The sequence below is a fragment of the Paraburkholderia dipogonis genome (genome assembly GCF_046027395.1).
Lineage (GTDB): Bacteria > Pseudomonadota > Gammaproteobacteria > Burkholderiales > Burkholderiaceae > Paraburkholderia > Paraburkholderia dipogonis_A.
On record NZ_JAQQEG010000056.1, the window covers coordinates 1 to 13,561 of the forward strand.

The 13,561-nt window shown below is 62.6% G+C and carries 13 protein-coding genes; 4 read left to right on the plus strand and 9 right to left on the minus strand.

Going from position 1 to position 13,561, the window contains the following annotated elements; all coding sequences use genetic code 11:
• Positions 1-80: 80 nt before the first annotated feature.
• Positions 81-398, minus strand: a complete 318-nt coding sequence (cyaY, locus tag PQR32_RS37445) for an iron donor protein CyaY (RefSeq protein ID WP_011490036.1) — start codon at positions 396-398, stop codon at positions 81-83.
• Positions 399-433: 35 nt separating this feature from the next.
• Here cyaY and lptM point away from each other — a divergent pair, with 35 nt between their 5' ends.
• Complete coding sequence (lptM, locus tag PQR32_RS37450; protein ID WP_408239572.1) at positions 434-775, plus strand: LPS translocon maturation chaperone LptM; 342 nt, start codon at positions 434-436, stop codon at positions 773-775.
• A 9-nt stretch (positions 776-784) separates the two neighbouring features.
• Positions 785-2,047, plus strand: a complete 1,263-nt coding sequence (gene lysA, locus PQR32_RS37455; protein WP_408239575.1) for a diaminopimelate decarboxylase — start codon at positions 785-787, stop codon at positions 2,045-2,047.
• A gap of 103 nt (positions 2,048-2,150) precedes the next feature.
• On the opposite strand, the gene msrQ is transcribed toward lysA, so the two are convergent.
• The 5 genes from msrQ to PQR32_RS37480 form a co-directional block, all read right to left on the minus strand.
• Positions 2,151-2,852 carry a protein-methionine-sulfoxide reductase heme-binding subunit MsrQ gene (msrQ, locus tag PQR32_RS37460; RefSeq protein ID WP_408239578.1) on the minus strand — a complete coding sequence of 234 codons (702 nt, stop codon included), beginning with the start codon at positions 2,850-2,852 and terminating at the stop codon, positions 2,151-2,153.
• 11 nt (positions 2,853-2,863) lie between these two features.
• Positions 2,864-3,859 (minus strand): protein-methionine-sulfoxide reductase catalytic subunit MsrP, encoded by a 996-nt coding sequence (gene msrP / locus PQR32_RS37465; RefSeq protein ID WP_408239581.1) that lies wholly within the window; start codon positions 3,857-3,859, stop codon positions 2,864-2,866.
• A gap of 189 nt (positions 3,860-4,048) precedes the next feature.
• Complete coding sequence (gene ccsB, locus PQR32_RS37470; RefSeq protein WP_408239584.1) at positions 4,049-5,254, minus strand: c-type cytochrome biogenesis protein CcsB; 1,206 nt, start codon at positions 5,252-5,254, stop codon at positions 4,049-4,051.
• Positions 5,255-5,258: 4 nt separating this feature from the next.
• The gene (locus tag PQR32_RS37475) at positions 5,259-7,481 is read right to left on the minus strand and encodes a cytochrome c biogenesis protein ResB (RefSeq protein WP_408239587.1); all 2,223 of its coding nucleotides are present in this window, start codon (positions 7,479-7,481) and stop codon (positions 5,259-5,261) included.
• A 116-nt stretch (positions 7,482-7,597) separates the two neighbouring features.
• A complete protein-coding gene (locus PQR32_RS37480) occupies positions 7,598-8,251 on the minus strand; it encodes a c-type cytochrome (protein WP_408239590.1) in 654 nt (217 codons plus the stop codon).
• Positions 8,252-8,516: 265 nt separating this feature from the next.
• On the opposite strand from PQR32_RS37480, the gene yihA reads away from it, so the two are divergent.
• Positions 8,517-9,170, plus strand: coding sequence for a ribosome biogenesis GTP-binding protein YihA/YsxC (gene yihA, locus PQR32_RS37485; protein ID WP_408239593.1), 654 nt, complete (start codon positions 8,517-8,519; stop codon positions 9,168-9,170).
• A gap of 248 nt (positions 9,171-9,418) precedes the next feature.
• Positions 9,419-10,417 carry a porphobilinogen synthase gene (hemB, locus tag PQR32_RS37490; RefSeq protein ID WP_408239595.1) on the plus strand — a complete coding sequence of 333 codons (999 nt, stop codon included), beginning with the start codon at positions 9,419-9,421 and terminating at the stop codon, positions 10,415-10,417.
• Between the two features lie 168 nt (positions 10,418-10,585).
• Here the strand turns inward: hemB and PQR32_RS37495 are convergent, their stop codons facing one another.
• From PQR32_RS37495 to cutA, 3 genes are all read right to left on the minus strand, one after another.
• Complete coding sequence (locus PQR32_RS37495; protein ID WP_408239598.1) at positions 10,586-10,897, minus strand: PDZ domain-containing protein; 312 nt, start codon at positions 10,895-10,897, stop codon at positions 10,586-10,588.
• Between the two features lie 374 nt (positions 10,898-11,271).
• Positions 11,272-13,149: a protein-disulfide reductase DsbD gene (gene dsbD / locus PQR32_RS37500; RefSeq protein ID WP_408239601.1), complete on the minus strand. Its 1,878-nt coding sequence runs from the start codon at positions 13,147-13,149 to the stop codon at positions 11,272-11,274.
• A complete protein-coding gene (gene cutA / locus PQR32_RS37505) occupies positions 13,142-13,489 on the minus strand; it encodes a divalent-cation tolerance protein CutA (RefSeq protein ID WP_408239604.1) in 348 nt (115 codons plus the stop codon). Before cutA ends, dsbD begins: the two co-directional genes overlap by 8 nt.
• Positions 13,490-13,561: the final 72 nt, after the last annotated feature.

Sequence of the window (13,561 nt, forward strand, 5' to 3'; positions counted from 1 at the left end):
TTTTCAGCGCGGCCGTTTTGCTTGTGCGGTCTGGGTGACCGATTCCGCCACTTACGCGGCCCTCGCCCAACCAGCGAGTCTTACGCTTCGAAGTGAACCGGCTCCCCGGCCTGCTGCGTCGCGTACTCCGACAGCGCGGCGAAAAACTCCGTGCCGCTGCGCGTGTCGCGCCATTCACCATCGACGAAACGGAAGTGGAAACCGCCCGCTTTCGCGGCGATCCAGATCTCGCTCATGGGCGGCTGAAGGTTGACGATGATCTTCGAGCGATTCTCGAATTCGAGGGTCAGGACGTTGCCGCTGCGCTCCAGTTCGATGTCGGCATCCGTGTCGTCGAGCGCGCGTTCGATGGCGGCTAGCGCGGCTTCCGCGCGGGTCAGGTATTCACTATCGGACATGCTAAACTCCATCGATTATTTATTCAGGGACAGTCATGCGAGTCGTATCTCGGATGCGCGCGGCGGCGCCCGGCCGCGCGATTGTAGCGGTTTTAGCCATTCTCGCAGGTTGTGCACTTGCCGGCTGCGGACAACGCGGTTCGCTCTATTTGCCCACCGTGCCGCCGCTACCGGCCAAGCCGATCGATCGCACGCAAACGCCGCCGGACGTCGCGCCACCCGCCTCCGCAACATCCACCGATATGAGCACCGTCCCGGATACCTCCGGCACACCGCTTTCGTTAGCGCCGGAAAACGAACTTGCCACGCCGCCCGCCTCCGCTGCATCCGCTACGGCGGCGCCGCTGCCTGCTTCTGACGCCACACCTGTTCAATAAGACTTTCGCATGACTCGATCCGCATTTGACTACGTCGACGGCGTGCTGCACGCCGAAGGCGTGTCCGCCGTCTCCCTTGCCGAGCAGTTCGGCACGCCGCTGTACGTGTATTCGCGCGCCGCGCTCACCGAGGCGTGGAACGCCTATGCAGGCGCTTGCGCCGGCCGCCGCGCGAGCGTGCACGTCGCCGTCAAGGCCAATAGCAATCTCGCGGTGCTGAATGTGTTCGCGCGCCTCGGCGCGGGCTTCGACATCGTGTCGGGCGGCGAACTGGCGCGTGTGCTGGCCGCTGGCGGCAAGGCGGAGAACACCGTGTTTTCCGGCGTCGGCAAGAACGCGGACGAAATGCGCGACGCGCTCGCGGCCGGCGTGAAGTGCTTCAACGTCGAATCGATTCCCGAGCTCGACCGCCTGAATGCGGTCGCCGCGGACATGGGCAAGAAGGCACCCGTCTCACTGCGCGTGAATCCGGACGTCGACGCGAAGACGCATCCGTATATTTCCACGGGCCTGAAGTCGAACAAGTTCGGCGTCGCGTTCGAAGACGCGCGCGCCACGTATCAGGCGGCCGCGGCCATGGCGAATCTCGAGGTGGTCGGCATCGACTGCCATATCGGCTCGCAGATCACCGAAGTCGCGCCGTATCTCGACGCGGTCGACAAAGTGCTGGAGCTGGTCGAGCAGATCGAACAGGACGGCGTGAAGATTCGCCACATCGACGTGGGCGGCGGTCTCGGCATCACTTACGACGATGAAACGCCGCCGGAAATCGGCGAGTTCGTGCGCACCTTGCTCGATCGCATCGAAGCGCGCGGTCACGGCCATCGTGAAGTGTATTTTGAGCCGGGCCGTTCGCTGGTCGGCAATGCGGGCGTGCTGCTCACGCGCGTCGAGTTTCTGAAGCCGGGTGCGGAAAAGAATTTCGCTATCGTCGACGCGGCCATGACCGATCTCGCTCGCCCTGCCATGTACGAGGCGTATCACGCGATCGATCCCGTCGTGAAGCGCGACGTGCCGGCGCACGTGTATGACGTAGTCGGTCCGGTTTGCGAGAGCGGCGACTGGCTCGGCCGCGAACGCCTGCTGGCGGTCGAACCGGGCGATCTGCTGGCGATCCGCTCGGCCGGCGCTTACGGCTTCGTGATGAGTTCCAACTACAACACACGTCCGCGTGCGGCGGAGGTGATGGTTGATGGTACACAGGTGCATGTGGTTCGCGCACGCGAAGAGGTGAAGCAGCTGTTTGCGGGCGAAAACATTCTGCCGGCATAACCTTCAATAGTTGCGCCAGCATCAAAAAAGGCGATGCCGCCGCGGCATCGCCTTTTTGTGTTTACGTGATCGCTGCGCGCGAGCTACGCCAGCGCAGCGCCGGTCAGCGCGTCTTCGATATCCTGTCACGCACCCAAACGATCAAACGCCAACCCAGCAACGCCACCATGATCGCGCCATAAATCTTCGGCAGGACCAGATCGTGTTTGCCTGCCTTCATCCACCAGAAGTGCAGAATCGCGAGCGCACCGATCGCATAGATCGAACGATGCAGCGTTTGCCAGCGGCGCCCGAGTTTGCGCACCATTGCGCGCGGCGATGTCACGGCCAAGGCGATCAGCAAGACGAACGCCGCGAAGCCCACCGTGATGAACGGCCGCTTGCCGATGTCCTTGATGATCGCGGCGACGTCGAACCACTTATCGAACCACAGGTAAGTGGTGAAATGCAGCGTCGCGTAGAAGAACGCATAGAGTCCGAGCATCCGGCGAAAACGCACGAACGCGGCAACGCCAGTGAGTCGGCGCAACGGCGTCACGGCCAGCGCGATGCAGAGGAAGACGAGCGTCCAGAGACCCGTCGAGCGCGTGATGAACTCGATCGGATTCGCGCCGAGCCGGTCGGTCAAGCCAAATAGCACGATGCGCGCGAGCGGATACCACGCCGCGATAAACACCGCGATCTTGGCCGGCACGATCCAGCGCGCGCCGGCTGCGGGCCGCTTCGCCGCCGGCGGCAATGCAGACGCCTGCGCACGCGGCGCTTTCCGTTCGGTCTGTGTAGCGGATTGCGTATCAGAAGCCATGTTCGCGCCGCTCAAAAATTCTTCTTCAGGTCCATGCCCTGATAAAGCGACGCGACCTGATCGCCGTAGCCGTTGAACATCAACGTCTTGCGCTTGGGCGTAAAGAAACCGTCTTCGCCGATGCGCCGCTCGGTAGCCTGACTCCAGCGCGGATGATCGACGTTCGGATTCACGTTCGAATAAAACCCATATTCGTTCGACGCGTACGTGTTCCAACTGGTCGACGGCTGTTTGTCGAGGAAGCGGATTTTCACCAGCGACTTCGCGCTCTTGAAGCCATACTTCCAGGGCACCACGACGCGCACCGGCGCGCCGTTCTGATTGGGCAGCACCTGGCCGTAGAGGCCCATCGTCAGCAAGGTCAGCGGATTCATCGCTTCGTCCATGCGCAGCCCTTCGGAGTACGGCCAATTAAGCACGGGCTCCGACAGTCCGGGCATTTGCGACGGATCGGCCAGCGTGATGAATTGAACGTATTTGGCGTTGCCGGTCGGCTGCACACGTTTGATCAACTCCGCGAGCGGCACACCGATCCACGGAATCACCATCGACCATCCTTCGACGCAGCGCATTCTGTACACGCGCTCCTCAAGCGGCGCGAGCTTGAGCAATTCGTCGATGTCGTAGACCTTCGGATTCTTGATCTCGCCCTCGACGCTCACCTTCCACGGATGCGGCCGCAGCGTCGCGGCGTTGTGCGCGGGATCGGCCTTGTCGGTGCCGAACTCGTAGTAGTTGTTGTACGTGGTGATGTCCTTGAACGGCGCGATCTTGTCGAGCGCGACGAATTTGGCGTTGGTCTTAGCCGCCAGCTTCTGCGCCTTCGGGTCGGGCGACGTGTAAGCCGCCAGCGCCTCGCCATTCACTCCGATCAGACTGCCGAGCGCCATTGCGCCGGCCGCCTGCAACACGCGCCGCCGGTTCTGAAAAACACGTTGCGGCGTGATTTCGCTGCGCGCGATGTCGTCGCCACTCAGTTGAATTCTGTCGCTACGTTTGATCCACATCGTGCTGCTCCTTGCCGGCCCATTGGTCCGTGCATCTTAAGGGGCCATATTGATGATCGGTCGTCTGTTCTGCCATCTGTAGGTACTATGAGGGCGAACACTTCGGATGCAGCCAATATTCCATCGGCAATAAAAAAACCGCCGGTGCGAAGCACACGGCGGTTTTGAGTCGGTTCAGAACGGCAGATCTTACAGCTTGCCGTAACTATGCAGGCCCGACAGGAACATGTTGACGCCGAGGAAGGCGAAGGTCGTCACCAGCAGGCCAGTCAGCGCCCACCATGCTGCGACCGCGCCGCGCAGACCCTTCATCAGGCGCATGTGCAGCCACGCTGCATAGTTCAGCCAGACGATCAGCGCCCACGTTTCCTTCGGGTCCCAGCTCCAGTAGCCACCCCAGGCTTCCGCCGCCCACAATGCGCCAAGAATCGTCGCGATCGTGAAGAACGCGAAACCGACGGCGATCGACTTGTACATCACGTCGTCGAGCACTTCCAACGCCGGCAGACGGTCGGCCAGAATGCCGCGCTCTTTCGCCAGATAGGCGACACCCACCATGGCCGACAGCGCGAAGCTGCCATAGCCGATGAAGTTCGCCGGCACGTGAATCTTCATCCACCAGCTTTGCAGCGCCGGAACCAGCGGCTGGATCTGCTGCGCGTCGCGCGCCACCGAGTACCACATCAGGAAACCGACCGCGGCGCTGATCACCAGCAGCACGAACGCGCCGAGCGCGCGGGTGTTGTAGTGCTGCTCGTAGTACAGATAGAAAAGCGCGGTGATCAGGCTGAACAGCACGAACACTTCGTACAGGTTCGAGATAGGAATATGGCCGACGTCAGCACCGATCAGATACGACTCGTACCAACGCACCATCAGGCCGACAAAGCCCATCAGCACCGCCGCCCACGTCATTTTCGAGCCGATCGCGGCGCCGGTCGGCGAGCGCGACAGCAAGCCGATCCAGTAGAACACCGTGGCGAACACGAAGAGCGCGCTCATCCACAGAATCGCGGACTGGCTCGACAGGAAATATTTGAGGAAGAAGGCGTTATCCGCGCGGCTGAGATCGCCGTGGTAGATCTGGATGGCCAGCAGCGACAGCGCTGCGATGCCCACCATCAGCGGACGCACCGGTTTCCAGCGCCAGCCGAGCACCACGAACACCGGCACGGCGCAACAGAGCACCAGCTTGTCGTAGTAATTCATGAACGGGTGATAGCGCGACAGCGCGAACCCGGCACCCGCGACCATCGCGAGGGCAAACAGCCAGTCGACAATGCCGAGCCGTTTCAGGAACGGACGCTCGTCGTACTCGCCGATGTTGAGTGACTCTCCTGCCAGCGCCTTTTGGGGCCGCGAGGAGGGAGATTGGGAAACCTGAGTCAAGTCCATGATCTTACCGGGTCGAATCTTGTGAGCTTGCGGACGGCGCGCCGGCGTTGCCGGATTTATCGGAGGCGCCGGCGGCGTCGGGTGCTTCAACGAGTCTGGCGCCCAGCGCGGCGCCTACTGCGTCGCGCGTCTGAACGAACTCCTTCTCGAAATCGAGCGTCTTGCGCGCGCTCGACATCGCCATCACGACATTCGTGCCGTGCTCGGTGTCTTTGAGCCAGAACCAGAGGCGCCGTTCGCGGACGTAGAACATCGAAAAGATGCCCAACACGAGGAGCAGGCTGCCAAGATACACGACTTTTTTGCCCGGCGCGCGCGTCAACTGAAATACCGAAGCTTGCACCTGCTTGAATGAGTCAAGCTGCAAATAGACCGGCGATCCATACAAAAAGCTGTCGGATATCGCGTTGATCGAGCTTTGGATGAAGCGACTGGCGTCCGCATTGGCCGTCGCCTCGGGCTCGCCGAGCTGCTGGCGGGACAGCTGATAGAGGTCCCACGTCGAGCCTTCCAGCATGCGCAGCAGCAGACCCGCGGCCTTTTCCTGCTCGCCCTTCGGCACCGAATGGTCGATAAAACCAGCAATAGCCTGGAAGCCGCCGACCGGCTGGCCGTTCGGCATCTTGATGCTGTTGTCCGCGCCGGCAAAAAGGGTCAGCACGCGCAGCGCACTTTCTTCCAGATGCTGTTGCAGTTCGGCGTTCGAGCCGGGCACCGAGCGCAGCGCGAAACGATGAGCCGCCGAGGCGCGCATGGCCGGGTCCTCGAGCGTGGCGCGCAGGTTCATCCATTCCTTGACGGTGCCGCCGCTGTCGGCCGGAATACGCAGGTAGCGGAATGGGTCGTCCGGATTCACTCGCATGCCGGCGAGGAACATCTTCTCGCCGGAGACATCGACCGGCAGCATGTAGTTGTTGTATTCGCGCGCCTGGCCGTCCTTGTCGCGCACCTTGTATTGCACCGACGGGCCGACGTTGTGCAGATCGAGCGGCTTCGAGGTCTTCGCGCCGGAGCCGAGGCGCTCGTCGAACGCTTCTTTCAGCGTGCGGTGCGCCGCGACGCCGCGGGCGTCGGTCTGGCCGCTGCCGTTCTGGATGTTCTCGACGTTGATCGCGCGGAAATCGGTGAATTCGACTGTCTGGCCGTCGGCCAGCGGCGAGGCCGTGTTCAACGGCGCATTGCCGCCGATCGCGCCGCCGAACGGTGCGGTCTTCGCGCTTGCGCCGCTCATCGGGTAGGCCGTCATCTGCATTTGCGAGCCGCCGTCCTGGAAGCTCGACTGATAGATCGAGACGCCGTCGTAGGTGAACGGCTTGTTCACTTCGACTCGCGCCGGCACGCGCGCGCCGGTCTTGTGATCCACCACTACGATGTCGCTCGCGAACAGCTTCGGCATGCCCGTCGAGTAGTAATCGACGATGAACTTGTTCAGCTCGATCGAAAACGGCAGGTCCTGGATCAGCGAACCATCCGGCTGGTTGAGGATCGCCGTGGACACATGCTGGCCTTCCGGCACCCATGCGTAGCCGCGGAACGTCGGGTTGGATTGCGACAGGCGATGGTCCGGCGTGATGTCGTTGATCACCGTGTTGGCGCGGATCGGCGACTTGTCGAACAGCCACATTTGCAGCTTGATCGGCAGATTGCTGTCGAGCAGGCCGCCGAGGCAGATCACCACGATCGCAAGGTGAGCGGAGATGTAGCCGAACTTGGTCAGGGCGCCGCGCTTGGCGGCGATCAGGGTCGCGCCTTCGGACTCACGCGTGACGAACTTGTAGCCGAGCTTCGCCGAGAGCTTGGCGAGCAAAGCCGCGGTCTGCGCGCGGGAGCCATGCACCGCGAATTCGCCCTTGTGATGGAAGGCGCGCAGGCTGCCTTCGCGGACCTTGTCCTTCCAGCTCTTGGCGTCGGCGACCATTTTCGGCGCGTTGCGGATCACGCACAGCGACACCGACACCATCAGGAAGCCGAGAATCAGCATGAACCACCACGAGCTGTACACCGTGTACAGGCTCAGCGAGCGGAAGATGTCCGCCCAGAACGGGCCGAACTGATTGACGTAGTTGGGATACGGATCGTCCTGCGTGAGGACGGTGCCGATGATGCTGGCGATCGACAGAATCACAAGCAACGAAATGGCAAAACGCATCGAACTCAAAACTTCGACGACGCTGCGCGTAATGCGATTGCCCGACTTCGACTGCAAACCCGACGTGGTGACGCTCATTCATACTCCGACTGAACAGCAAAAAAGGGTGAAGGGCTGTCGTAGACACGACGCCCTCACCCTTTTCTTGTTTTGTACCGGCCTCGTCGGACCGGTTGCACTTGCGTGCGGGCCTTCTAGTGCAAGCCCGCGATGTAATCGGCTACTGCCTTGATCTCACTGTCCGACAGACGCGTGGCAATCGCATGCATCGGCTCGTTGTTGTTACGTGCGCCAGGACCTTGCGTGAACGCCAGCAACTGCGCCACCGTGTATTCCGCCCACTGCCCCGACAGCCGTGGATACTGCGACGGAATCCCTTGCCCGGTCGGCCCATGGCAACTCGCACACGCCGGTATGCCCTTGTCGGCAATCCCGCCGCGATAAATCTTCTGACCGAGCGGAACGGTGTCCTTGTTGTGCGCGTAGCCCGGCTTCGGGGTCTGCGCCGCGAAATAGGCCGCGACGTTGACCATATCCTGATCGGACAGCGCCGCCGCCATGCCCGCCATGATCGCATTGTTGCGCGCTGGCTGCTTGGCGCCCGGCTGGGTCTTGAAGTCCTTGAGTTGCTTGACGAGATACTCAGGGTGCTGGCCCGCCAGCTTCGGATATGCGCCGCCGGCACTGTTGCCGTCTGCCCCATGGCATGACGCGCACACCTGCACCGCGATTGCCTGCCCCCGATTGACATCCGGCTTTGCCGGTTCTGCTGCTCGTGCCTGAATTGCCAAACCTGAAAGACCTGCCGCTACATGAAGCACCATCAGAGTCTTGCTCAGTCGATTCATTCGCACACCCTGTCTCGTCTTGTGGGATTTTTAGAGCGCCCCCAAACCTGCCGCTTTGCGCCAGGCCCGGCGTTTTTCTTGAAGGTTTTGCAAAATACGACGGCGACCGAGTGACCGCCAGGAGCCGCCAAGGCACGCGGGCTGGCCCCCTCAGGTTTTCAGTAAACCATCGTATTGTACAATAACTCGCTAATCGCTAAGACGCCAGTCGGGCTTGACCCGTCCCCACTCCGGGTTCCCCGGCGTCTCGAATCCTGGCCTGATCATGTCCTTCCTGCTCCACCAATCCCGCTTTTTCACGACCGTCAATCACTTGCGTGATCTGCCGGCCACTTCGCAACCCGAGATCGCTTTTGCGGGACGCTCGAACGCGGGCAAGTCGACGGCCATCAATATTCTGTGCAATCAGAAGCGGTTGGCCTTCGCCAGTAAGACGCCGGGACGCACGCAGCATATCAATTACTTTTCGGTGGGCAAGGCGGACGAACCGACCGCGCATCTGGTCGATCTGCCGGGCTACGGCTACGCGGAAGTGCCGGGCGCGGCCAAGGCGCACTGGGAAGCGCTGCTGTCCACTTATCTGCAATCGCGCTCGCAATTGCGAGGCATGATCCTGATGATGGACTCGCGCCGCCCGCTGACGGATCTGGACCGCCGCATGATCGAGTGGTTCGCGCCAACCGGCAAGCCGATCCACACGCTCTTGACCAAGTGCGACAAATTGACGCGACAGGAAAGCGTGAACGCGTTGCGCGCGACGCAGAAAGGTCTGGCTGAATATCGCGCCGCCGGCTACCAGGGTGAACTGACCGCCCAGTTGTTCTCGGCGCTCAAGCGCATCGGCATCGACGAAGCGCACGAGCTGATCGAAAGCTGGCTGATCCCCGAGGCGAAGGGCGAAACGGACGCCGCTCAGTAAGCAACGCGAGCGCCGCCGGCTAGGACAAAAACGCCTTTCCGGCCGCCCATAAAAAAACCCGCCGCTTTAACGGCGGGTCAAACAGCCTAATCGAAAAACGACAGGCACCCGCTCAGGGAGGAGAAGCGGGGAGGTCAGCGCAAGGCGCCTTGCTCGATCGGTATGATATACCATTGTCTCGAAAAGTTTCCGGAGCGGAGGCAGGCGTCACTTGTCCACTCCACACATCCACGGTTCTTCGATTCGCTATGAGCTTCTATCCCCATTACCGTCCGCGCCGCATGCGCCGCGACGACTTCTCGCGCCGTCTGATGCGGGAAAACATCCTCACCACCAACGATCTGATTTATCCAGTCTTTATCGTCGAAGGCACCAACGTGCGGCAAGCCGTGCCGTCGATGCCGGGCGTCGAGCGCGTGTCGGTCGATCTGCTGATGGGCGTGGCTGAACAATGCGTCGAACTGGGCGTGCCCGTGCTGTCGCTGTTCCCGGCGATCGAGCCGTCGCTGAAAACGCCCGATGGCCGCGAAGCGACCAACCCCGCCGGGCTGATTCCGCGCGCCGTTCGCGAACTGAAAAAGAATTTCCCTGCACTGGGCGTGCTGACCGATGTGGCGCTCGATCCGTACACGAGCCACGGTCAGGACGGCGTGCTCGACGAAGCCGGCTATGTCATCAACGACGAGACCATCGAGATTCTGGTCGAACAGACGCGTGCGCAGGCTGAAGCGGGTGTCGACATCGTTGCGCCTTCGGACATGATGGACGGCCGCATCGGCGCGATCCGCGAAATGCTCGAGAGCGAAGGCCTTATCCACACGCGCATCATGGCTTATGCGGCCAAGTTCGCGTCGGCGTTTTACGGCCCGTTCCGCGATGCCGTCGGTTCCGCGACGAACCTTGGCAAGAGCAACAAGATGACCTATCAGATGGACCCGGCCAATTCGAATGAAGCGCTGCGCGAAGTGCAAGCGGACATCAACGAAGGAGCGGACATGGTGATGGTCAAGCCTGGCATGCCGTATCTGGACATCGTGCGTCGCGTGAAGGACGAGTTCCAGTTCCCGACGTACGTGTACCAGGTGAGCGGTGAGTACGCCATGCTGAAGGCGGCCGCGCAGAATGGCTGGCTCGATCACGACAAGGCGATGATGGAATCGCTGCTGGCGTTCAAGCGGGCGGGCGCGGACGGCGTGCTGACCTATTTCGCGTTGGATGCCGCGCGGATTTTACGCTCGCAGAAGTAATTCGACGCGCTGCCTCGCGGAGCGGGTTGGGCGGTGGAATGAACGGAGGACGACTGGTGGGTCGTGCCTCCGTTTTTTATTTGGCGGCTGGCGTCAGAAGCTTGGTGTTTGCTCCGCGCGTGCCGTCAGTTTTTGCGGAGCCGCAGTCACGCCGCGGCGACCCGGCCGCTAGTCCGCTTCCACCACGATTGCCTTGCGCTCGACACTCACTGCCGGACGCTGAGCTTCGCGCTCGATTTCCAGGTTCACGGAGGTCGCCGGCTGGTCTCGAATCAGATCCGTGATCTGAATGAGCGACATCTCGGCGGTCGACCGGCCGTCGATTGTCGCGATCCACTCGCCGGGTTTCACGCCAGCGAGTTCAGCCGCGCGCCGGGCATCGCGGCACGCACGAGCACCCGTGCTATTCATCAGCTTGGCAATGCCGATGCCGACGAGCGATTGCGTCGCCGCCGGCAGTTTTTGCAATTTGTCCGGCATGCCGGCACAGCGGCGCGTGCGCCGTGCCCGTGGCCTGTCGTGCGCTGGTGCCCCATGTATCAGTTGTTGGGAGGCACGTTGAACGGCGCTGCGTGCCTCTCGTTGTGGGAGGCAAGTCGGATGCCGCTGCGTGCCGCTCCTCGTCTGAGGCGCGCCGGATGCCACCGCGTGTCACTGTGTTGCCGGCGCCAGGCCGGGCGCCACCGCGTGTCGCTCCTTGGCTGAGGCGCGCCGGAGCCGCCGCGTGTCGCTCCTTGTCAGCGGCAGGCCGGGCGCCGCCGCGTGTCGCTCCTTGGCTGAGGCGCGCCGGAGCCGCCGCGTGTCGCTCCTTGTCAGCGGCAGGCCGGGCGCCGCGATGAACCACCCGTTATCCGTTACGCTCCAAGCGCGCTCGCCCGATCCAGACTGCGCAGGAATTTATCCGCGGACTCGTAGCCGACGACGCGCAGCACTTCCTTGCCGCTCTGATCGAAAAAGATGATCCCCGGCGGACCGAACAAACTGAAGCGCTTGAGCAGCGTCTGATCGTCGACATTGTTAGCGGTCACGTCGGCGCGCAACAGGTTCATCTGCTTTAATTTCGCCTGAACGCGCGGGTCGCTGAAGGTGAATTTCTCCATCTCCTTGCAGCTGACGCACCAGTCCGCGTAAAAATCGAGCATGGCGGGCTGTGCAGCCGCTTTGACGGCCTGGTCGAGTTCATTCGATGAGCGCACCGGGGCGAACGTCAAATCGCTCTGCGGCGGGCTGTCCGGCTTATTCGAAGCGTTCGCGACGCCCGCTGCACCTCCACGCGCCGCCAACACCGCAAGCGGGCGCAGCGGATCGGATGAGCCTGCCGCCAGCCCGACCAATAGGACCGCCGCCCAGATGGCGAGCGCGGCACCGATGCCTCGGCCAAGCCGGCGCCACACGGAAGCCTCCGCAGTGGGTGCCGAAAACAAGCCGAGCGAGGCCGCGGCGATCAGCAGCCAAAGCGCGCTCAGTAGCATCGTCGCAGTCGCGCCGAGCACCGGCCAGACGATCCACAACGCGGCCGCGAGCAAGACGACGCCGAAGAACACCTTGACGCCGTCCATCCACGCGCCGGCGCGCGGCAGCAGCGTTCCCGCGCCAAGACCGAGGATCAGCAGCGGCGCGCCCAATCCCAGTCCCATCGAAAACAGCGCCGCACCGCCGAGCACCGCGTCGCCCGTATGCGCAATGAACGCCAATACCGCAAAGAGCGGTGCAGTCATGCAGGCGCCGACCACCAGCGCGGACAGCGCGCCCATCACGGCAACGGCCGCAAACTTGCCCCCGGAGCGCCCCGTCGACGCGCGCGAGACGCCGTCCTGCCAACGCTGCGGCAGCGCGACGTCGAAGCCCGCAATCAGGGTCAGCGCGAAAATGGCCAGCAGTACGCCAAAAGCACCGAGCACCCACGGGCTTTGCAGCCACGCCCCGAGACTCTGCCCGACCAGCGCAGCAGCGATGCCGAGCGCCGTGTATACGAGCGCCATGCCGATCACATAGGCCAGCGACAGCGCGAATCCGCGTGCACGCGTCACGCGCGCGCCTTCGCCGATGATGATCGCCGAAAGAATCGGAATCATCGGATAAGAACAGGGGAGCAGACTGAGCACGGCGCCGGCGACGAAATAGAGTCCGACAATCGCGAAGAAACCGCCGCCTTGCAGCAGCGACTGCGCGTAGTCGGCGCTGGTGGCGCGGTCGTACCACGAGGTGCCCGTGGCAGCCGATTGCTGGGAGACTTCGGCGCCGGGGGCCGCCGCGCTGCCGGCGGCCTGCAGAGCCGCGCCGCTCACGTGGTACACGCGCTCCATCGGCGGATAGCAGATGCCGGCATCGGCACAGCCTTGCGACGTCACAGCCAGATCGAACGGTCCGGCCGCCTGTTTAACGGGTATCCGGATCGTCAACTCGCTCCGATACGTCTCGACGTTCTTGTTAAAGGTCTGATCGAACTTGACGTGGCCAGCCGGCAATTGCGGCTCACCGATCGTGGTCGTGCCGTTGCGCGTCGCGAAGGCGAAGCGTTCGCGGTACATGTAGTACCCGTCCGCAATTTTGTAGGTTACGTCGACTTCGCCCGGTTTCTCCGACGCGCTGAATTTGAACGCGACCGCCGGATCCAGAAAATCGTCCGCCGCGCGGGCGAGCGTGCCGAACTGCGCGAAGATCAGGCAACCAAACAGGAAGAATACGGTGCGCAGCGCATTGCGCGCGCGCCGATCGAGGCCGTTAAACATGAAGAGGACGTTGGGTTTCGGCAGTGATCCACTGGCCGTACGCGGCCGACGCCGTCGCTTGCCACGAGAGGATTTCCGGCGTGTCGTAGGGATGGTGAGCCTGAATGTACTGCTCGAGTTCGAGCGTGCGTGCCGCGCTAGTCTTGAACAGCAACTGGATTTCCTGCGCTGTTTCGATGGCGCCCTGCCAGTGATAGCTGGACCGCACTGTGCCTAACTGAGTGACACAGGCGCATAGCCGCGCGGCCAGGGCATCCGCGGCAAGCTTCTGAGCCACGGCCGCGTCGGGCACCGTCGTCAGAATCAAAGTCACATTCACGCTCACAGATGGCTCCGGCATAGGCACGATTCAGGTGCCAATATCGTATCACCTAGCCTTATCCGACCGCTGACGGCTCCGCAGCCGCCATGC